The 19,725-nt window shown below is 62.8% G+C and carries 17 protein-coding genes; 8 read left to right on the top strand and 9 right to left on the bottom strand.

The window, feature by feature from the left end; translation table 11 throughout:
* Positions 1–37 precede the first annotated feature (37 nt).
* From B3T77_RS10870 to B3T77_RS10860, 3 genes are all read left to right on the top strand, one after another.
* Complete coding sequence (locus tag B3T77_RS10870) at positions 38–2,740, top strand: alpha/beta fold hydrolase (RefSeq protein ID WP_066629610.1); 2,703 nt, start codon at positions 38–40, stop codon at positions 2,738–2,740.
* A complete protein-coding gene (locus tag B3T77_RS10865; RefSeq protein WP_066629612.1) occupies positions 2,737–4,200 on the top strand; it encodes a lipopolysaccharide biosynthesis protein in 1,464 nt (487 codons plus the stop codon). Before B3T77_RS10870 ends, B3T77_RS10865 begins: the two co-directional genes overlap by 4 nt.
* A 280-nt stretch (positions 4,201–4,480) precedes the next feature.
* Complete coding sequence (locus tag B3T77_RS10860; protein ID WP_066629614.1) at positions 4,481–4,888, top strand: helix-turn-helix domain-containing protein; 408 nt, start codon at positions 4,481–4,483, stop codon at positions 4,886–4,888.
* A gap of 439 nt (positions 4,889–5,327) precedes the next feature.
* Here the strand turns inward: B3T77_RS10860 and B3T77_RS10855 are convergent, their stop codons facing one another.
* The 3 genes from B3T77_RS10855 to B3T77_RS10845 form a co-directional block, all read right to left on the bottom strand.
* Positions 5,328–5,852, bottom strand: a complete 525-nt coding sequence (locus B3T77_RS10855) for a hypothetical protein (protein WP_157076487.1) — start codon at positions 5,850–5,852, stop codon at positions 5,328–5,330.
* 586 nt (positions 5,853–6,438) lie between these two features.
* The gene (locus tag B3T77_RS10850) at positions 6,439–7,188 is read right to left on the bottom strand and encodes a family 16 glycosylhydrolase (protein ID WP_084375460.1); all 750 of its coding nucleotides are present in this window, start codon (positions 7,186–7,188) and stop codon (positions 6,439–6,441) included.
* 31 nt (positions 7,189–7,219) lie between these two features.
* A complete protein-coding gene (locus B3T77_RS10845; protein ID WP_292079515.1) occupies positions 7,220–7,897 on the bottom strand; it encodes a sugar transferase in 678 nt (225 codons plus the stop codon).
* A 308-nt stretch (positions 7,898–8,205) separates the two neighbouring features.
* On the opposite strand from B3T77_RS10845, the gene B3T77_RS10840 reads away from it, so the two are divergent.
* From B3T77_RS10840 to B3T77_RS10820, 5 genes are all read left to right on the top strand, one after another.
* Positions 8,206–8,796, top strand: a complete 591-nt coding sequence (locus tag B3T77_RS10840) for a sugar transferase (RefSeq protein ID WP_244878410.1) — start codon at positions 8,206–8,208, stop codon at positions 8,794–8,796.
* Positions 8,797–8,854: 58 nt separating this feature from the next.
* Positions 8,855–9,739 (top strand): glycosyltransferase family 2 protein, encoded by an 885-nt coding sequence (locus tag B3T77_RS10835; RefSeq protein WP_066629621.1) that lies wholly within the window; start codon positions 8,855–8,857, stop codon positions 9,737–9,739.
* Between the two features lie 116 nt (positions 9,740–9,855).
* Positions 9,856–11,130: an O-antigen ligase family protein gene (locus tag B3T77_RS10830; RefSeq protein WP_084375462.1), complete on the top strand. Its 1,275-nt coding sequence runs from the start codon at positions 9,856–9,858 to the stop codon at positions 11,128–11,130.
* A 128-nt stretch (positions 11,131–11,258) separates the two neighbouring features.
* Positions 11,259–12,284 (top strand): glycosyltransferase, encoded by a 1,026-nt coding sequence (locus B3T77_RS10825; RefSeq protein ID WP_292079511.1) that lies wholly within the window; start codon positions 11,259–11,261, stop codon positions 12,282–12,284.
* Positions 12,285–12,456: 172 nt separating this feature from the next.
* Positions 12,457–13,389, top strand: coding sequence for a glycosyltransferase family 2 protein (locus B3T77_RS10820; protein WP_169802133.1), 933 nt, complete (start codon positions 12,457–12,459; stop codon positions 13,387–13,389).
* Here the strand turns inward: B3T77_RS10820 and B3T77_RS10815 are convergent.
* The 6 genes from B3T77_RS10815 to B3T77_RS10790 are packed head-to-tail and all read right to left on the bottom strand — an operon-like array spanning position 13,325 to position 19,666.
* Positions 13,325–14,374: a glycosyltransferase family A protein gene (locus B3T77_RS10815; protein ID WP_066629634.1), complete on the bottom strand. Its 1,050-nt coding sequence runs from the start codon at positions 14,372–14,374 to the stop codon at positions 13,325–13,327. The genes B3T77_RS10820 and B3T77_RS10815 overlap by 65 nt on opposite strands.
* On the bottom strand, positions 14,358–16,214 hold the full coding sequence (locus tag B3T77_RS10810; RefSeq protein WP_066629636.1) for an ABC transporter ATP-binding protein: 1,857 nt from the start codon (positions 16,212–16,214) through the stop codon (positions 14,358–14,360). The genes B3T77_RS10815 and B3T77_RS10810 overlap by 17 nt, the downstream gene beginning before the upstream one ends.
* Positions 16,211–17,149 (bottom strand): hypothetical protein, encoded by a 939-nt coding sequence (locus B3T77_RS10805; protein WP_066629638.1) that lies wholly within the window; start codon positions 17,147–17,149, stop codon positions 16,211–16,213. Before B3T77_RS10805 ends, B3T77_RS10810 begins: the two co-directional genes overlap by 4 nt.
* A gap of 15 nt (positions 17,150–17,164) precedes the next feature.
* Positions 17,165–18,988 (bottom strand): asparagine synthetase B family protein, encoded by a 1,824-nt coding sequence (locus B3T77_RS10800; protein ID WP_066629640.1) that lies wholly within the window; start codon positions 18,986–18,988, stop codon positions 17,165–17,167.
* On the bottom strand, positions 18,985–19,404 hold the full coding sequence (locus tag B3T77_RS10795; protein ID WP_280513221.1) for a lasso peptide biosynthesis B2 protein: 420 nt from the start codon (positions 19,402–19,404) through the stop codon (positions 18,985–18,987). Before B3T77_RS10795 ends, B3T77_RS10800 begins: the two co-directional genes overlap by 4 nt.
* Positions 19,397–19,666, bottom strand: a complete 270-nt coding sequence (locus B3T77_RS10790; protein WP_066629651.1) for a PqqD family protein — start codon at positions 19,664–19,666, stop codon at positions 19,397–19,399. The genes B3T77_RS10795 and B3T77_RS10790 overlap by 8 nt, the downstream gene beginning before the upstream one ends.
* Positions 19,667–19,725 lie beyond the last annotated feature (59 nt).

Here is a 19,725-nt window from a genome sequence, read left to right as displayed (position 1 = left end):
TATGGCGTCAGCACCGGTCGCCTCAAGGACTTACGGAATGCCGCCCAAATCGCCACAGTGGCGCGCAGGTGCGCCCATCGACCACCCGCGCCCGCGTTTCGCGGGCGCCCTTCCGTTGGGCCCGGTCTGGTGCGCGGGAGACATCGTTCGGCTGTTCGAGATCCAGGTGAAAGCGCAACCGAACGCCGTCGCGGTCTTCGACGGTCAGGTCGCACTGACCTATCGCGGTCTTCGAGACGCGGCGGCCGCGCTCGCCGCCACGCTCGCTGCGGCCCCTTACGATCCCCGGCCTGTCGCGGCGGTGATGTCGGGCACGGTTCACTATGCGGTGGCGCTCCTGGCCGCGATCGGAGCGGGCCGCCCCCTGGTCCCGGTGGATATGAGCCATCCTCTGGAACGACGCCGCGCCATTCTGCAGGAGGCGCAGCCGTCGACCCTTCTGATCAATCCCGAGATGCCGGTCGAGGCGGAGCTGGCGCAGGGACACCGTTCGATCGCCGTCTCGACGCAAGGCGCGGACGACGCCCCTTGGCCCGAAGTAAGTGGCGATCCCATCATCGGCATCGCCTTCACCTCGGGCAGCATGGGACGGCCGAAGGGCCTCGCTTACCGACAAAGCGCCATCCTTGCGATGGTCGCTGAACATGTGACGGCGCTCGGCATCGGACCGGACGACGTCATTCTCTCCCTGGCTTCGCTCGGCGCCGGCGGCAACCAAGACATTCTCTCCGCAATCCTGGTCGGGGCGCGTGTCCGACTGCTCGACCTGAAGACGGTCGGAATAGGCGAGACGCTGCGTGTGATGGGCGAAGAGGGAACGACGCTGCTGTCGATGATCCCGCTCGTCCTTCGGACGCTGATGTCCCAGCCCAATGCCGTCTGGGCGTTCGCGAAGACCCGCGCCGTATCGACAGGCGGCGATCGGCTTTTCGGCAAGGACGTCGACCTTTTTCGCGCGGTGCTGCCGCCCGACGCGCTCATCCGAACCACCCAAGGCGCGACCGAGACCGGCGTGGTGTTCCAGTGGGTCATTCCGAGACAAAGGTTGTTCGAACCCGACGCCGCCGTCCCATCGGGTTACGTCGGCCCTTCGCATGCCGTCGCGCTGTCCGCATCTGACCATGGCGGGGACGTCGAAGACGGCCAGCCGGGCGAGCTGATGGTGAGCGGCGCCACTCTGGCGGCGGGGGCTTGGCAGGGCGGGCGTCTAACGCCAGGCCCATTCGTGTCCGAGCGCGAGCCCGATCGTCGCCGGGTTTATGACAGCGGCGACCTCATGCGGCGCGGGGCCGATGGTCTTTTCGAATTCGTCGGTCGGCGCGACCGCCAGATCAAGATGCGCGGATTGAGGGGCGATCCGGGCGAGGTCGAGGCGGCGTTGCGACGAATGCCGGACGTGAAGGATGTCGCCGTCATTCCCCGCTACCATGGTTCCGAGGCGGTTTTCATCGCCTATGTCGTTCCGATCGATCTCCATGCTCCCCCACGGGCGGCGGAGCTGCGGCACAGTCTGACGACCGAGGTGCCGGCGCATATGCTGCCGTCCGAGATCCGTTACCTGCCCGACCTGCCGCGGCTGCCGAATTACAAGACGAACTTCACGGCCCTTCACGCCCTCGACAGCGCCTCCCAACCTGCGATCCCGATATCGCCGGATCTGCCGTCGTCTGGACCGGGCGACCCCTCTATCGAAGACGCGGTCCGCCGCGCCTGGACCGACATTCTGGGCTCCCAGGCGAGCGACACGGCGTTCGATCAAGCCGGCGGCGATTCGCTGAAGTTGCTCCAACTCTCGCTGCACCTGGAACAGAGCCTCGGCTGTCACCTCCCCCTGGATCTGTTCGATCTCGAGATCTCTCCGGCTATCCTGGGTCGCCGACTGACGGACTTCCGATCAAGTCGCCAGCGCCACGCGGTTGAGGACCTGCCGCTGGTGGTCCTCTGCCCCGGAATGGGCGGCGATGAGCCTCGGCTGGCGGCCTTCAGACGCGCGCTGCGTGAAAGGGTGCGGTTCCTGGTGATCGAATATCCTGGTCTGGAGACGCCCACGAGACGTCTCGGTCGGCTGGATGCGCTTGTCGATGACGCCCTGGCTCAGGTTGCGCGCGCAACGCCGGACACCCGATATCACCTGGCCGGCTACTCCGCCGGCGGTGTGGTGGCGTTCGAAATGGCCCGCCGACTGCGCGCCGTCACGAATGCGGCGCCGGATCTCAGCCTCATCGACCTGGCCGCTGTTCGGTCGAGGACGCCGACCTCAGGCTACAGGGGCATGACCCTCGCGGAAGTCCTGTCTCCATTACTGCGGGGGCGCACCGGGGGTTTCGGATCGCGAGCGGTTAATTGGGCCTTCTTCCGCCTCCTGGATTTGCGGGCTTACGCCCTCTTAAGGCTTCTGATTCTCGCCAAGGGCCGGGCGTTCGGCGCGCACAGCGTGACCTTCGTCAGGAAGGTGCTGCTCGAATACATGAGGGGTCCCGCGATCCTCGGATGGCGGCCATCTCGCTACGACGCGCCCATTACCCTTTATCGGGCGGCGATCCAGCGTGAGCCCGACGCCGCGCCGGACCTGGGTTGGACCCATTTCTGCGCGGCTCTCACGGTCGTCGACTGTCCAGGCGATCATCTGTCGATGCTTTCGTCTCCAAACGTCGAGGTGGCGGCGGAGCTGTTCGGTCAGTCGATCTCCCGCGCGCAAGCCGATCTCGACAGGACGCAAACCGCCACGGCCAGCGCTTGAAGACGGCGGTGCGATCCGGATCGACGTTCAACAGCGCGGCAGCCTGGTCGACGGGATCAGCGGCGACGGGCCAACTGATCCGTTTCGGCCTGTTTGTCGCCTTGTCGCGACTGGTGAGCCCGACGGAGTTCGGCCTGGTCGCCCTGGCGGCGATCCTGATTGAACTGGTCGGAAGCGTCTCGGACGGCGGCGTCAGCGAAGCCGCAATCCGGCATCCGACCTTGACGCAGAGAGAAGCCAGCACGGGGTTCTGGATGATCCTCGGTTTCGGGTCTGTCGCTGCGATCCTTTGCGTCGGCCTCGCTCCAGTGGCGGCGCTCGTGTTCAAGACGCCGTCGGTGGCGCCGGTCATCGTGTTGATGGCCAGCACCCTGCTGATCTCGCCTCTGGGGTCGATCCACATCGCGCGGGTCACGCGCGAACTGGGCTTCCGCAAGCTGGCGATCTGGAACCTTGCTGCAAACGTCATCGCCGGCCTTGTCGGCATTGCGCTCGCCCTGAAGGGATTCGGCGTCTGGGCGCTGGCGGCGCGCAGTGTCGTTTCCACAGCCGGCCTGGTCCTGTTGGCATGGCGGGGATCGCCGTGGCGCCCCAGCGTCGTGATTGACCGGGCGGCGGCGCGGGCCTTCCTCGGCCTGGGGTCTCAACTGTTGGGGGCGAGGGTGGTCGGCCAGATCAACGCCCGTGGGGTGGAACTCATCGCCGGCCTTCTGATTGCGCCCGCCGCGGTCGGTTTCCTTCGCGTGGGCGCCCAGTGCCTGAACCTGCTGACCCAGCTCACGATCGCGCCCCTGACCCAGATCAGCATGCCGCTCCTGGCGCGCGCGCAAGGGGAGCCGTCGCTTTATGAAGACGCGGTCGCGAAGGTGGCCCGACTTTCGGCGATCGTCATCTATCCGGTCTTCTTCGGGGCGATGGCGGTTTCCAGCCTCGCCTTCCCGATCGTGTTCGGCGCCCATTGGTCGCTTTCGGGCCTCGTCATGCCGATCCTCTGTGCGCTCGCGATTCCGCTGCAGGCCAACCTTCTGATCAATGCCGTCTTGGTGGCCAAGGGCCAGGGACGCCTCATTCTGAAATGGACCATTCTCCAGGCCTGCATAGGGCTGCCGCTTGCGCTGATCGGCGGCGTCTTCGGCCTGTTCCCCCTCGTCGGTCTGACCGTGCTTCGCAGCTACGTCATGTTGCCGATTGGGATGAACTGGCTGAAGCGACAGGCGGCCACGCCGGTGACGAGTCTGATTGCGCCAAGTCTGAAACCATTCGTGGCGGCGCTGGCGATGGCCGGTCTGGTCATGGGCTTGAAGGGCGTTGTGGCCGTATGGCTGGAACCACGGCTGGCTCTGGCTGTGCTGGTCGTCTCTGGCGTGGCGATCTTCGCCGTGCTGTCCCTCATTCTCGACCCTACGTTGAGGCAGGGCCTAAGATCGGCGTGGCGGACACGGACCTCCGGCTCGCCCTGACCTCGACAGCCCCATGAGCCGCCGCTTGCTGTGAAGCATAGAGAGTATCCAGGAACCACTTGTCGCCTCGGACGCCGGGCCTAACGGTCGTCGCCGCCCATCAGCTTTTCGTCGCGGCAGCCTTAGACCGGAAGGTCCTCTTCGAAAGATTGAGCCGCAATCGTTCCGGCTATGCTATTGTGCATTGCAACAGCGGCGTACGCCGATCTCTGGACTTGAGGCGGCATGGGACCGTGTAGACCGCAAGAGGACGAAGCCTGATGCGCGCGACCGAACGCCGATGGAAACCCGAAACCGTGCGGCCCGAAAAGCGGTGGCGGCGCTGATGGCGGAAACGCCGCCGCCGTTCGCCTCCGAGGAGGACCGGGTTTTCTACGCTGAAGTCGGAACGACCATTCGCCGACGGCGGTTGGAGATCGGGTTGACGCTGGACGAGGTGTCGACCGCGGTCGGCGTAAGCAAACCGATGATGCATAAATATGAGATGGGCTGGAAACTCTCGGCGGACAGTTTGGTGAAGATCGCATTGGCGCTGGACATCATGCCGTCGGAGCTGCTCGGCACGCCTGATCCTTATGAGCAACCTGAGCTGCGTCGACTGCTTTCAGCCTGGGGTCGCCTACCCACGGCCGCCTCACGTGCAGCCATCATCGCCCTTGTCGATGACCTTTCAATCGATAGATCTTGATCTCTAGATCGCGGCTCGCGGCTGTCGAACCTTCTGGCGTGAAACTCACATCAGGTCTGGCGAGACATGAACGCTGTTCCAGAGGCCCACGCCTCGCCAGGGACCGCCGTGGCGCATCACCTCGCCAGAACGCCGGTAGCGCGCGGGCGTTCCATAGGCGTTTCCGCCTAGATTGAGGCGATGGGTTGTGACGTGTGCGGCCGGGACGGCTGTCTCTCTTCGGGACACTCAAAATCCTGGTCTGTCCCGTACTGGGGCACCCTGGCTTTTCTCGACCGTTAACCACCCTGCTCCGAGACGCCGGGCGACAAGGCGTTATGGTCGGCTTGCCGATGCGGGTTCGCGTCTTCCTCCCCTCACCGGCCGGGCGGTCCGTGCGGAACAGCAGCCTGCGGACCGCCCAACCGAGGCCGTGGCTTTCGCCCGGTCCGGTCCGCCCTTATGCAACTTCTGTGACAGTCGCAATAACGCCGCCCCCGGTCGCTACACCCGCGACTGGATCGCCATCGCAAACGGTCGCAGCCTGGGACCGGAACGCCTTGATGCGTTTTCCGCGGCGGCGACGATCGGTCTTTGCGATCTGTCCGAGCGGTAGGTAGGGGCGACGTCGCGCCTGCTGACGAAACCCTTCGACCCAGGTCGGCGCCAGGGCCGCCACGACACCCAGACCATCGGCGGCGAGGTCCCCCACCGACAGGCTTCGGCCTATCGCGCCCTGAATGAGTTCGATGACAACCCCCAAGCCCAGGATCGCAAGCGCCAGATCTGTCCGACGCGTCCGCGGCGCAGTGCTGAAGGCAAGCAGCGTAATGCAGTAGAAGGCGATGACATGGGCCGCCTTATCGCTGAGCCCGGCCCGACTTTCCGCCCCCTGGAACGGGCCAAGCGTGACGATCAGGAGACCAGCCACCGCGATCGCGGTGACGATGCGCATAGCGATGACGGCGCGGTGGGGAGTGACCAAGATGACGACCTTTGATTGAAAGGTCAGCCTAGGATCGGCGCGCAAACGGCTCGTGAAGCAACGTCATGAACAGATCTCAAGACTTGTGACCGCGGTCCTGCGCGCGCGACCTCAGTTCCGATTGCGTCGACGATAGCTTCGACTTCTTCGTCGGAACCGCCGAACCATGGCCGACGGCGCCGGAAGCCCCAAACGCCGCTCAACCGACGGCCAGATGAGCCAGATCGCGACGCATGCGCAAAAGAACAAGGCCAGCGCTATCACGTCACACTCCGGGACAAGTCAGTCTTTCTGCCGATGCAATAGGGCGACGCTGCGGCGCAGTCGACGGCGCCCCTCCAAGCAGGCTGCAACATCGGGGATATCACGGACTTTCTCATTAACCGCGACTCATTTACCGTCTGCCTACCACGCAAAAAATTGCGGGAGGAAACACCATGACGGATCGTGGATTTGAACCCATCCTGACCGCGTGCAGAAACCTCGCATTCCGAAAGCCTTGGGTCCTGTTGGCCGCCGGGGCGTCGGCCGCCTTTCTCTGGACAGGCATTGTGCTGCTGGCGCTCTTGCTTGTGCGACTTTGAGGTCATGGCGCAGGAACAGCGCCTACGCGATATCCGTGCAGGATCATCTCCAGCGAAACACCGCGCGGCAGGGGAGTCCAGGCTCCAGCCCAGTCGGGGTGCAGGCCGTTCGCCACCCAGAGGTCGAAATAGGGTTTCTGCGGCGTCGACGGAAATCCGAGAGGTGTATCCGCCGGGGTGACATCCGCCGCCAGATAGCCGTTGACGAAAAATCTCACGCGCTCGCCGGCTTCGTAAGCGATGCCTAGCCGCAGACGCCGGCCAGAGAGGTCGCCTCGAAGCACGGTCTGGGACCAGACCGCAGTGTGGCGTCCCCCCACTGAAGACCACAGGGTCAGTTGCAGTCCAGACAGACCGACGACCTCGAAATCGATTTCGTCGTTCGTTTTGGCGTTGAACGTCCACAGGGGGGCGGCGACGAGTCCCTCTCGCATGTTCGGCAGCGTGACATCCACCTCCCAGAGGGCGTTCAGCCTTGAGGCCTGTGCTCCGGCCTGAACCTGACCGGAGGCGCGTTCGCTCACGGAGAGCACCAATTCACCCTCGCGGATCACGGCGTGATCCGCACGCCAGGCGTATCCTCCAAGCTTCGGTTCCGACCATTCCGATGGAGCAAAGGCGGCGTTCCAGTCCCACAGCCGGAGGCGATGCTCCGAAAAGTCAGGAAGGGGATCAAGAGCCGGCGGGGCCTGAGCGGTTGAAGCCGCCAACGCCCCTGCAAGAACCGAGGCTGCGATGAGAGCCGACGCCATGAGCCGCAAATTGTCCTCTAAGTCGCTTGGCCTAATATGAACCGCGAGACTGGAGCACGGCGGGGATGGTGGCGGCAATGATCATCACATTCTTGGCCACGCTTCGACGTCGCGCGTAGAGCACGTCGCACGCCACCCGACGTCTATAGGAGACGTCGTTACGCCCACTGACCTGCCACACGCCGGTGATCCCCGGCCTTACACTGAAATAGTGCTGGAGGTAGAGGCCGTAACGGGCGGCTTCAGCCTGGACGATGGGACGGGGCCCGACGAGACTCATGTCGCCGGCCAGGACGTTGAACAGTTGAGGCAACTCATCAAGGCTCGTCTTGCGAAGGAATCGACCGAGGTGCGTGATGCGCGGATCGTTTCGGAGCTTATGGTCCGCTTCCCATTCCAGACGCGCTTGCGCGTCAGTCGCCAACAACGCCTCGAGACGTTCCTGAGCCCGTGGCACCATGGACCTGAACTTCAGGCATTCGAACGTCCGCCCCGAACGACCGAGGCGGGTTTGTCGATAGATCGGCGGCGCCCCGTCCTGAGCGAAGACCACAATCGCCAGCACGATCAGCAACGGCGCCAGGAACAACAGCCCCAGCGTTCCCGCGACGATGTCGATCACACGCATGCCGTCGATCCGGGGACGTTCCGTAAAGCCGATCGCGTCGCCGCGCATCCGGGTGTTCTCGGTAATCTCGGCAGAGGCCACGCGGATGCTCCATCCAGCGCCCGAAGGTCGCTGTCACCTGTAGTTCAATGCCCCGGATGTCGACACATCCCTTCGCATTGCACTGCAACATAGTAAAGGGAAATTTACCAAACCGACTGTGGCGCCTCGGCGCCATCCCAACGCGGGATTACGTCGAATCTTGGCAAGCCTCTTGCTTAGGGACGGCGTGTTGCCGCAAAAGTAAAAAAAGAATGAACACGATGGTCGATATTGATACAAGCGTCCTTCGCCCCCGATCGTCGAAGGGACGGCGCTCGGGCAGACGCGGACCTGTGGCCACCCCGCGGATGTTCGACCTCCTGATCGCCGGATCAGCGCTCCTCTTCCTCCTGCCGCTGTTTTGCCTTGTCGCCGCCGCGATCCGACTTTCGGATCGTGGTCCTGCCTTCTTTTCACATCAGCGCCTCGGCAAGGGCGGGCGCCCCTTCGGTTGCCTCAAGTTCCGCACGATGGTGGTGGACGCCGATATTCGCCTTGCGGCGCTGTTGCAGTCGGATCTCGCCGCCCGCGCGGAGTGGGAAGCGACGCAAAAGCTCTCCAACGATCCGCGCGTCACGCGGTTGGGACGGTTCCTGCGCGCCAGCAGTCTGGACGAGCTGCCCCAGCTCATCAATGTCTTGCGGGGTGAGATGAATCTGGTCGGACCTCGCCCCATCGTGGCGGCGGAGCGCCCCTTCTACGGACGCCGGTTCGACGCCTACGCGCGCGTGAAACCGGGCATCTCCGGACTGTGGCAAATCAGCGGCCGCAGCGACACGACCTATCGCCGCCGCGTGGCCTGCGACGTTCTCTACGTCCGCCGTCGCGGACTCGTCACGGATCTGACCGTGCTCGTGCTGACGATCCCCGCCGTCCTGGCGGCGCGCGGCGCGCGCTGACGCAAAGCCCCGCAAAGGCGGCTCCGCGCCGTCTCCCGACCCAAAGGGACATTTCGACATGACCGAGACGGCAGCAGGACCTTTGGTGGACGTCTGCATCTGCACCTATCGCCGAAACAGTCTCGCCTCGACCCTCGCTTCGATCGACGCTCAGGCCGGTCTGACGGACGACAGCGTGCGGATTCTTGTCGCCGACAATGATGTCGCGCCTACCGCACGGGCCCTCGTCGAGGCCGACAAGGGACGCTGGCCCAGGCTCTATATTCACGCCCCGGCCCAGAACATCTCGATTGCCCGAAACGCCCTGTTGGACGCGAGTTCGGCGACCTATGTGGCCTGGATCGATGATGACGAGATCGCCGATCCAACCTGGCTGTCCGCCCTGCTCGCCACGATCGGCGACCATGCCGCCGCTTTCGGACCCGTAAGGGCTATTTATCCCGACAATGCGCCGGATTGGATCCGGGCGGCTGACCTTCACGCGACACGCCCTGTCATCACGCCTCGCGGCGTCATCACAGGTTACACGTCCAACGCCCTGGTCCGTCGCGACGCCGTAGGCGATCAGCGCTTCCTCGAGGAGTTGGGGCGGTCCGGAGGGGAAGACACCGAGTTCTTTTCCAGGCTTTACGACGCCGGCCGACGCTTTGTCGCCGCGCCCGAGGCCCTGGTGTCCGAACCCACAGCGCAGGATCGCCTGACGCTGAAATGGCTCGAGCAACGCGCCTTTCGAGCGGGCCAGACCCATGCGAGATCCTATCTCGCCGCTGGCCGTCGGGCGCGGGGAATTTTGGAGGCGGGCGCCAAGGCTCTGGCCTGTCTTGCGCTCAGCCTCGCCCGAGCGGGCGACGGCGTCGCCCGCAGACGCCTTCAGGTCCGAGGCGCGTTGCATCGCGGCGTGGTGGCCCGTCTCCTTGGCGCCCGAGATGTCCGTCTCTATTAAGTACGCGAGTACTGAAACCACCGTTCATCGGTGACCGCCCTCGCCCTGATTTGAAATCCTCCTGGTTCTGATGGCCGCCAGGCCTGTGATCGCCGCTCGCGAAAGACGCTGCTACCATGAAGACTGTCGTTGCGCCGACGCCGCAAGCAGGGCTCAGACCACCATCCGGCAAAAAAGCGATGCCGCCTGTCGCTCGCGACATTGCTCTGGTCTGGATGATCTGCGGTCTGTTCCTGAATGTGATCGGCCCGATCGCACCCCTGATGGTGATGACGGGAGCAGCGGCCCTGCTGCTACTGAGCCTCGAGAGACTGCCCGAACTCTTCAAGGGCTGGCCTCTCCTTCTGTTAGCCGTGCTTGCTCCCGTGTCTGCTTCTTGGTCTGATGAGCCAGCTGTAAGCTTCCGGTACGGACTGCAGTGGACCATCACGGTCGTCTCGATGATGATCGCGGTCATCTCGACCGGCCAAGTCCGCTATGTACGCGGCCTGTTCATCGCTACGGCGATCATTCTGGTTCTTTGCATTCTTTCGGGACGTCAGGGGATGTCGCAGGGCGGACCCGTGCTGATCGGCGTTCTTGGCTCGAAGAACGCCATGGGCCAGCTGTGCATGCTGGTCATCTGTTCGTCTGCAACCCTCATGCTGAGCTCCAACCAGCCCGTCATCTTGCGTAGGGCTGCGATCGTAACAGGCCTTGTCGGAACACTCTTTTTGCTTCGCACCTTCGCCACCGGAGCTGTCATCTCCACGATTCTGTTCGCAGGCGTCTTCGCTTTGCTCGCATTTGCCTCGAGGCTGACCGCGGGTGCAAAAGTCCTGTTGGTCGGCGTCCTCATCGTCGCCATGGCGCCCCTTGCTTTTATTTACCAAGACATCATCCAAACTTATGAATGGTTCCTAGTCGAAGTTTTGAACAAAGACGTCGGGCTGACAGGACGAGCCTATCTTTGGCATCACGCAGATGCACTCATCGCCACCAAGCCCATCCTCGGTCATGGATTTCGCGCTATATGGCTCGGGCATAGTAGTGAGACGATCGGCCTTTTGCGGTGGGCAGATCTTGATACCGGTATCGGATTCAATTTCCACAATACCTTCAGGGAAGTTCTAGTGGACTTCGGCATCGTTGGCGCGGCCTTGATATTCATACCCCTAGGAGTAGGCCTTGCTCGTCTTGTCTTCAAGTTGACGGAATCAAAGTTCGACATTTCACTGTGTTTTATAGCTTCAATGGCCATTGTAACTATATTCAGGTGTTTTGGCGAAACGCTGTTGGGGTCTTTTGGTGACTCCTCATTGATTGTTATCGGCGCATCAATGTTCGGGTATATCTTACCGCCGCAGCAAATCCAATCGACGAGGATCCATAGATTGTCTGTGGGGCGCTGACCCGCCTAAATCGAAACCTCCCCCGCTTACGATTATTAATAGATGCGTGGCACCACAGTCAAAAAGAGTTATGAGGAAGGATGAGTCGGCTCGTGGATGATCAAAGCTCGCTTCGACCCGATGTAATCATGGGCATTGAGAAACCGCTTCAAATCGCACTATTTTACGACGGCTTCGAGATGAAAGCTCGGGACGGATTAGTCGGAAAACTATATTCCGATAGCCGGAGAGCGCTTCGTTATCTTTACCGGTCGCTGCGCCGTCGCCAGGTCCACACCGGCTTCTACACAGCGTTCCGGGGACTCGCTGCGTCTTTGAGAGCTGAAGGCGTTCGGGTCCGCATCAATGATTTTTCGTATGCTCGCGCACACCCCGACCAGCCTATTGGTGTCGCCGGCTATCTATCGGTCCTAGAACATGTCGACCTTCCCAATCCGATGATATTCGGGCCAGGCGACTACGGGTCAGGCGAGATTGCACAAAGCCTAGCCCGTAATCCCAAGATCAAGTTTTTGACGCAACCAAGCGACTGGGCGGTTAAATACAACGAACGCTGGGTCGGAAGTAAAGGTGCCGTGTATTTCGCTGGAATAGACACAGCCGCCTGGCCCGACTTGCGCAATGATGTCAAATCTATAGACTTTCTGATATACGATAAAATCCACTGGCACCGCTCAGAACTCGAAGAAGCCGTACTCGCGAGATGTATATCCGAGCTGAATTCGAGAGGGTTGAGCTTCTGCATCCTACGTTATGGAAGCCATCATATTGATGACTTTAGAAAGGCGTTGTCAAAGTCGAAGTCAATGCTTTTTCTCTGTCAGCACGAGACACAAGGACTTGCCTATCAGGAAGCCATGTCCAGTGGAGTTCCGATACTGGCCTGGGATGAAGGAAAGCTTGTCGATCCGATCAGCTTGGCATCAGCGCCACCGGGTTTGAGCGTGTCCTCAGTCCCATACTTCGATGAGCGATGCGGGCTGACGTTTCAGCTCCCCAACTTTCCGGAAACGCTCGACAAATTCCTCTCCATGCAATCTGAGTTTGATCCGCGAAGATATGTTACAGAGAACATATCTCTGAACTGTTCGGGAAAAGCCTACCTTCGTCTCTTTAAGAAGGCTGGCCTGAAAGAAATAGGTTCCAAGACCTGACGCCAGGTGGATTGGTTTGCAACAAGCCGATGTTTGGCAAAACCGCACATTTTTACACTTGAAGATTCGACGACGTCATCAGCGTATCGAGTGGCGTTAAATTGAAGATGGCTCGCCGATGTATCTAACGCATGGTTCAGAAGAGCACGCATCGCCTATCGCGACTGTTGTGATGGCAGCTTTCAATGTTGAAAAATATATTGAGAGCGCGCTCAATTGCGTTCTCCGCCAAACTATCGGCGATTTGGAGATCATCGTCGTTGATGATGGCTCTACAGATGGAACACGAGACATAATCGACAGCGTCGCTGTGCGAGATCGCCGCATACGACTTCTGTCCGGCTTCGGCACCGGTCCAGCAGGCGCCCGAAACCTTGCGATCGCAAAGGCCCGCGGTCGATGGATTGCGATTGTGGACGCCGACGATCTGATTGATCCGGATCGCCTGGAACGCCTGGTCTCCATCGCCGAGACAAGGGGCGTCGACGCTGTCGCCGACAATCTTGTCGCCTTCTACGAGGCGCCCGGCACGAAGGATCATGTCTGGATCGATCCCTCCGTCTGGCCGTCTGAGCGCAGACTGACCTTCGCCGACCTCATGATGGGCGGATTGAAGGGCGCGACGCAGCCGGAAATCGGTTATCTCAAGCCTGTCATCCGACGCTCACGGCTGTCGGCTCTCTCAATCCCGTATCGAGACGAGCTGGTGATCGGCGAGGATCTCGACCTGATGGCGCGGTGGACAGCCGCAGGGTTCAGTTATCTCTACCTGCCGCAGCCTGGATACCGCTATCGCCGCCATGCCTCTTCGCTCTCTTACCGCCTGTCGCCGGACCAAGTCCAGGGCATGATCGACGCCCTGGACACGCTCGATGTGAATGCGCCGTGTCATGACGCGCGAAGCGTGGCCTTCAGACGGTCCGTTCTCGTCGCAGAAAAAGCCTATCAAACGAATCTGGCTCGCCTGAAATCTGGCGAGCTCGCCGCCCTCGCGTCCCTTGTGATCGATCCTGAAGGTCGCAGGCGATTGGCGCGATCAATCAGCGAAGGGGCGGTCCGTCGGTTGAGGAAGGCGCGCGGGAAACTGTCGAAGCATCGGGCTTAGAGGCGATATAGGCCTCCAGGCCGGGTTCGATCCGGCCGGCGATCAGGATCAGAAGACCACGCAGGATCGCATTGACGCGATGAAGGGGCGGACGCGCGCCCGGCGTCGCCTGGAAGATCAAGGCCTTGGCGAAGTTCTCCGCGATCGTTTCGGGCGAAGCCTGGAGTTTGCGTCCGGCCAGAAGCTCGCCACGGTCGAGAGGGGCGGTCGTTTCCCAGATTCGGCGGCGAACCCGCTGGATCGCCCGTTTGAGGGCGAGTTCACGCTTCAGATAACCCGCCCTGTCGCCGAGGTTGCGCGTGGTGGTTTCGCCGTTTGAAGCCCAGGCCGCCAAGGGCGTCAGCGCGACATAGGCGTCGTCCGAAATCACCAAGGTCCGCAGATATTCCTGCAGCGAGGCGTTGCAGGGCATTCCGATTTCGAGATCGGACTTGGCGCGAACCGACCAGAAGAGCGCTCCGTTCGAGACGCCGATGCCCGACAGGGCTCCAAGTCGGATATCGGAGGCCGCCTGTCGGCCTTCGCGATAGGTGCGCTCGAGAATGCCGAAGGCCGAGACCTCTCGCCCTTTTCCGGTCAGATCGTAATCGATCACCTGATTGCGCAGAATGAGCTCGACGCTTTCGCGACGGCTCAGGGCGATGTTCTCGGCGATAAACCCGTCGAACACATAGTTGTCGTCTTCCAGGACGAAAAAGAACTCGGCGCCGTGGGGGTTGGATCGATCGAAACAGGCATCGATATTCCGTGACGCAAACCGCTGAGGCGCGTTGGCGTGGTAGTGGATGCGCGCGTCCCCAAGCCCCGAACAGACCGACTCGCCGCTACACTGCGGATCATCGTCAAAAACGTCGCAGACCCAGTCCGACCACGTCTGGGATTGCAGAGACTGGAGGGCGCGCTTCAGAAGTTCCGGTCGGCGGTACGTGGGCGTGCGCACATGCACGCGGCCTTCCGTCAGGGGGCGCTCAAGCGACGGATTCATACTGAGCTCCACGGGTCGAAGATCGATCGGGTTCGGGGCCGACCTGGCCGTTCTCTCCCTCCATCATGCGCGACAGCACCGACGCGGGCGATGCGCGGAGTTCGCGATAGGCGCCGGCTTCGACGAGCCTTCCGCCATCGATCGCGAGCACCCAGTCCGCAAAGCTGATCATTGACGGCCGATGGGCGATCGTGATGACGGTCATCCGGCCGCGCAGACCCTCGATGGCTTTGGCGATCAAACCTTGGTTCTCCCAATCCAACGCGCTTGTCGCCTCATCGAGGATCAGGAGTTGAGGCTCCATCAGGAGCGCACGCGCCAGCGCGATCCGCTGACGCTCGCCGCCCGAAAGTCGCGTCCCCCGCGGCCCGACCACCGTGTCCAGTCGGAAATCAAGACGCCGCACGAAATCGCCGGCCTGGGCCATGTCCAGCGCGCGCCACATGGCGGCCTCGTCGGCGCCCGGTAGGGCGATTCGAAGGTTTTCGCGGATCGTGTCATGCATCAGGAAGACATCCTGGGGCACATAGGCGACGGATCGCCTCCACGCTCTGACGGCCTGGCTGTCGAGCGCGACGCCGTCAATGCGGATCTGGCCGGCGTCAGGCTCGAGCAAGCCCAGGATGAGGTCTCCGATCGTGCTTTTTCCGCCGCCGGACGGACCGATCAAGGCGGTGATCCGCCTTGCGGGGACGGCCAGGAACAATCCGGAAAGGATCTCGGCCTGCCCCGCGCCATAGCGAAAACTCACGTCGTGGAACGTCAGCATATCTTTCAGAGGCAGGGCGGAAACGCGTCCCTGGTCAGGTTCGGCCTCCTCGCGGCAGGCTTGTGTCAAACGCTGCACCTGATGAAAGCCTTCCAGATTGGTCATGAGTTCCTGGAGGTGGGATTGGATGGCCGTAAAGCGCGGCGCGATTCGCATAAACAGGAAGATCATGACGATCAGCTGCGCCATGGGTACGCGCATGACGGTCAGCGCGACCCAAACAAACAGGCTGACGCCAAGGGCGCTCATGATCTGGAACAGCGCGCCCGCGAGAGAGGCAAGGCCCATGTAGCGATGGAACTCGGTGCGCGCGTCCGAGAGGTCGTTGTCGAGGCGGCGCACGTATCTGGGTTCGGCCGTGAGACTTTTCACGACCTTCAAACCGCCGAGAAAGGCGTCGACGGTCCGCAACTGTCGCTGTTTTTGAGCCGTCACCACCGTGCCATAGACGGATGATCGCCGACGCAGGGGCGTCAGAAGGGCTAGGAATGACAGCCCGACCCCTGAAGCCACCAGCGTCATCGTCGGCGAAATGATCAGCGAGATGCCTGTGTAGATCGACAGGATCACCAGGGTCTGCAACAGCGCCAGCAGGTGATTGAGTGACACATGGACCCGATCAATCTCGGATGTCAGCGCCTGATGAAGGTCGGAGTGTCGACGCGCGGACAGGAAGCGCCACCGCGCGCCCCCGATCGCCGAGAACAGATTGATGCGAAGGCGATCGACCACCTCGACAAGCAGATCGGCCATATAAAGGGTTTTGGCGCGCATCAGCAGGGCTTGCGCCGTGATGACGGTCGTCAGCAGAATCAACGCTGTCGCCAGGCCCATGCCGATCGTCACGCCCGGCCGTCCTGTCAGGAGCTCGGGAACGGGAATGGAGACGGAAGTCGCCCCCGGTCCCAGGAGGGTCAGGAGCGGAACGAGCAGCAGGATCGACAGACCTTCGGTCAAACTGCCCAGGATGAGAAACAGCGCAGCCGGGCCGGCGCGCCGTTCCGAGGCGCCGAGTACGTAACGCGCGAAGGATAACACGCCAAGAATGCCGGACGGCTTGGCGGAAGTCATTGCTGAGCCCCTGCCTCAAGGGTCGACATCCGGCCTTCGAGCCAGTCCGGCAAATCCGCCAGGGCGTCCAGATCATCGGGCACGATCATCCTGAAGACGGGGACCGCTCGACTGAGCGCGGCGCACTGTCTGAGATGGTCGGCGGCCGCGCCCCCCGTGATGAGGTCGCGTCCAAATCGCGTTGCGTACGAGAACCGCATCAGGGCCTTGAGCGCGTCGGCGCCGCCGAGCTTCACCAGGTCGAAGCGATTTCCGCGTTCGAGAACGAAGGCGGCGCTGGGCGTTCGGGGCGTCGTGCTGAAGGCCCCGTCCAGTCGAAGCAGCGTCTTCTCGAAGTCCGGATGCGGTCGCGCCATGAGCGAGGCGTCCAGAACGACGGCGTTGCTGGCCTCCCGGGTGAGCTTCACCTGGGGAAAGGCAGGGTGAAGACGCGGAACCGCGTCGATTTCCAGAGCGACGATATCATCCGTCAGAAGCGTTTTGCCGGCCCTGATCAGGGTCGCGGCCGTCGTCGATTTTCCGGCGCCCTTGTCTCCGAGAAAAATGGCGACGCCGGCCTCGAGCGCGACCGCGCTGCCATGGAGCGTGAGATGGCCGCGCCGTTGAAGGAAGACGCCCATGACCGGCCCGAGAAGGGGCAGACTGACGAGGGCTTCGTCGATATCGGCACGCGGTCGGTAAACGATTTCATCACGGCTGCGGATCCAGAAATCTCCGACATCGCGCCAGCTGAACCAGGCTTGATCGCCTTCAAAACGAAAGGCCGCCGCGCCCGGGCCTTGAAGAATATGCGGCGCGTCCCCTCGCACCACCGTCAGATCCGCTGCGCGCGTCTCCAACGAGGGCTCCAGTTCTCGCAGTCGGATGTCTGACTCGATCAGAAGACCGAACGCGAAATAGCGCCAAAACGCGGGTGGTGGATCAATGCGGGACATGTCAGCCAATGGCGTTCAAGGAACGGGCCGCGGGTTGTGGACGCGCAGCCAAATCGACCAGAGGCCGATCCGCCAGAGCATCTGAAGATCGGCGCCGCTGACGGGATGGCGGTCGTCGTCTAGACGAGCCCGCAGGGCGAGGACGCGATCGACATCGAGATAGGGTGCGAGCGATGCCCGCGCGGCTTCGATCGCCCTTGAACTGATGATTGCGCTGCGCTGCAGCCCCAGACGCAGCTGCGCCGAAAAATCATGCTTGTCCCTCCGCCACAGCACCTCAGGCGGCAGGATTCCGGCCATGGCCTGTCGCAGGATCAGCCGTGTCCATCCGCCCTTCAACTTGGCGCTCGGCGGCAAGGACATGGAGTAGTCGATGAGGCTGCGGTCCCAGAACGGACAGCGCGCCTCGACCCCGGCGTCCTGCGCTTCTCGATCCAGAACCTCCAAGGCGAAGACCTGCTGCGGCTCAAGGAGCACGGCGTGTTCGGCCGTGCGACCGTCGCTTGGTCGTGGCCGCCGACGACGCGTGATCTCCTCCTCGATGCCTGATTGCGCCCGGAACGCTTCGGCGAGCAAATCGAGGGCGTCGCGCGGGGCCGCCCGTCGTCGCGTCAATCGCCGCGCGACGGACATTACGGCAGCCAGCTTGTATCGGCCCGGTCCGTAGGCGCGAAACAGCGACCAAAGCATCGACGACGCCTGTTCGCCGTAGAGGTCAGCCACGCCCCGCAGCTCGGCGTAGAGCGTGATCCATCGACCGGAGCGCGCCAGGTCATGCAACCGACCCAACCCCTTCGAGACCACTTCGTCTCCCCCGTGGCCATCCAGCAGAAGAGCGCCCTCTCGGGCGTCCTGATAGAGGGGTCTCATCATCAACAGGTTCGGAGCCGCGACGGGGCCCGCATGACGCCGCAGGGCGTCTTCGGCGCCGGCGAAGGGGTCATAGCCGGCGACATTCCTCAGGTGAACGTCGAACGGCGCCGCCTGCACGACGGCGTCGATGTAGGGTCTCTCGCTGAGGGCCGGATGGCTGTCATCGACAAGCGACAGCGTGCGGACTGGGCCGGTGACTTCGCGCGAGGCAATCATCGCCAGAGTCGAAGAGTCCAGCCCGCCGCTCAGAAAGCAGTCGACGGTCTTCTCGCCGGCGCAATGCCGGGCGACAGAGGTTCGAAGAAGCTCGGCGAACCGCCGGATCTGGTCCTCCGGGGCGTCCGATGTCGCCTCGGGCAGAGCAAGGCGATCAAAGCATTCCAGCTTGATCACGCCATTGGACACGATCACCGCCTCGCCGGGCGGCACGCGCCGAACCGACGCGCGCATTCCCGCATCAATGGGCGCAGGTCGGCCGGCCAGAAACTCCGCCACGCGAAGCGGCTGTAGGGGCTCGTCGCCATAGAGAGGCGCAAGGCCGCGCTCTTCCGAACACACCGCAAAGCCCCCGTCGGTCTGGCGGTACACCAAGGGCCTCGCGCCCAAGGCGTCGCGCGCGCAAATCAGGCGACGGCGCTCGCCATCCCACAGGATGAGCGCGAACTGGCCTTTCAACTCAGCAAATCCGGCGACGCCGCTGGTTTTGTAAGCCTCGAAGATGATCTGGTGATCCCGGCGTCCCGCCCGCTCGGCGCCGTCGTCGAGCCTGCCGTCGAAAACCAGCACCAGATTCCCGTCGATGCAAACGCCCTGGCCTGCGCGCGCCGCATGGTGACCACAGGCGACGGCGAGATCGGCCGTTTCGGCGAAGGTCGATCGGTGAGACGCCGAACGGGGTCCCATCGCATCGAGAAGGGCCGAGACCTGTTGCGGCCGCGCGCCCCAGACCGCTGCGAGCGCCGTCAAGAGCGAGCACCGAGATCGGTCAGATGTGAGAACCCCTCAAGGGCCTCGTCGTCGCCGACCACGATCCTCTCGCCCGACAGCACCCACGCATGAGCCTGGATCCGGCCGGACGATCCCCGCCTTACGCCGATCCGGACCGTTCCGGCGTAACCTTGAAGCGCCAGCAGGACCTGCGCCGCCAGCGCCTGCGGAAGACAGGTCGCGCCGAAACTCGCGCGCGCCGCCTTCGCTACCGCCCAGCGGGTCCGCGCGATCACCCAATCTGGGGCCGGCGCCGTGCGCGCCGCCGGGAGGACATGTTTGACCATGCGGTACGGCGCAAGGCGGAGTGCAATCCTGAAGATGATCAGGAACACCCACGACGCCGCGAGATAACGCCATGTCGCAAGTCTTGCCCCGGCATATCGACTAGCCATTTCGTCGGGCCACGCCCGCATCGCAGAACTGGACAAGCAGACGATCGATATCGGCCCGACACGCGTCCGGCTGAACGTCAAAGGCTTCCGCGACCGCATCGACGATATCATCAAGGGTCCGGGACGACTGGATCTGGTCCCAGACGAAGCTCCCGACTGGATTGAGCCCATAGTACTGGCTCGATCTCAGATCGAGCAACGCCGCTCCACCGTCCACCTCGCTGGCCACCACCTCCGGGTCGGCCACATAGGTCTCGTTCATCGCTCGGACTCAATCGCTAGGCGCAAAGAAATACGGCGGGACCCCGAAAGATCCCGCCG

The organism is Brevundimonas sp. UBA7838 (assembly GCF_002500885.1).
Lineage (GTDB): Bacteria > Pseudomonadota > Alphaproteobacteria > Caulobacterales > Caulobacteraceae > Brevundimonas > Brevundimonas vesicularis_C.
Note: the sequence above shows the minus strand (reverse complement) of the source record. Positions and strands in the feature narration are given on the sequence as shown.

Excerpts from the sequence above, each read along its gene's own strand:
- B3T77_RS10870 (WP_066629610.1), top strand. The coding sequence starts at position 38 with ATGCCGCCCAAATCGCCACAGTGGCGCGCAGGTGCGCCCATCGACCAC.
- B3T77_RS10860 (WP_066629614.1), top strand. The coding sequence starts at position 4,481 with ATGGAAACCCGAAACCGTGCGGCCCGAAAAGCGGTGGCGGCGCTGATG.
- B3T77_RS10850 (WP_084375460.1), bottom strand. The coding sequence starts at position 7,188 with ATGGCGTCGGCTCTCATCGCAGCCTCGGTTCTTGCAGGGGCGTTGGCG.
- B3T77_RS10840 (WP_244878410.1), top strand. The coding sequence starts at position 8,206 with ATGTTCGACCTCCTGATCGCCGGATCAGCGCTCCTCTTCCTCCTGCCG.
- B3T77_RS10835 (WP_066629621.1), top strand. The coding sequence starts at position 8,855 with ATGACCGAGACGGCAGCAGGACCTTTGGTGGACGTCTGCATCTGCACC.
- B3T77_RS10830 (WP_084375462.1), top strand. The coding sequence starts at position 9,856 with ATGAAGACTGTCGTTGCGCCGACGCCGCAAGCAGGGCTCAGACCACCA.
- B3T77_RS10825 (WP_292079511.1), top strand. The coding sequence starts at position 11,259 with ATGGGCATTGAGAAACCGCTTCAAATCGCACTATTTTACGACGGCTTC.
- B3T77_RS10820 (WP_169802133.1), top strand. The coding sequence starts at position 12,457 with ATGGCAGCTTTCAATGTTGAAAAATATATTGAGAGCGCGCTCAATTGC.
- B3T77_RS10815 (WP_066629634.1), bottom strand. The coding sequence starts at position 14,374 with ATGAATCCGTCGCTTGAGCGCCCCCTGACGGAAGGCCGCGTGCATGTG.
- B3T77_RS10810 (WP_066629636.1), bottom strand. The coding sequence starts at position 16,214 with ATGACTTCCGCCAAGCCGTCCGGCATTCTTGGCGTGTTATCCTTCGCG.
- B3T77_RS10805 (WP_066629638.1), bottom strand. The coding sequence starts at position 17,149 with ATGTCCCGCATTGATCCACCACCCGCGTTTTGGCGCTATTTCGCGTTC.
- B3T77_RS10795 (WP_280513221.1), bottom strand. The coding sequence starts at position 19,404 with ATGGCTAGTCGATATGCCGGGGCAAGACTTGCGACATGGCGTTATCTC.
- B3T77_RS10790 (WP_066629651.1), bottom strand. The coding sequence starts at position 19,666 with ATGAACGAGACCTATGTGGCCGACCCGGAGGTGGTGGCCAGCGAGGTG.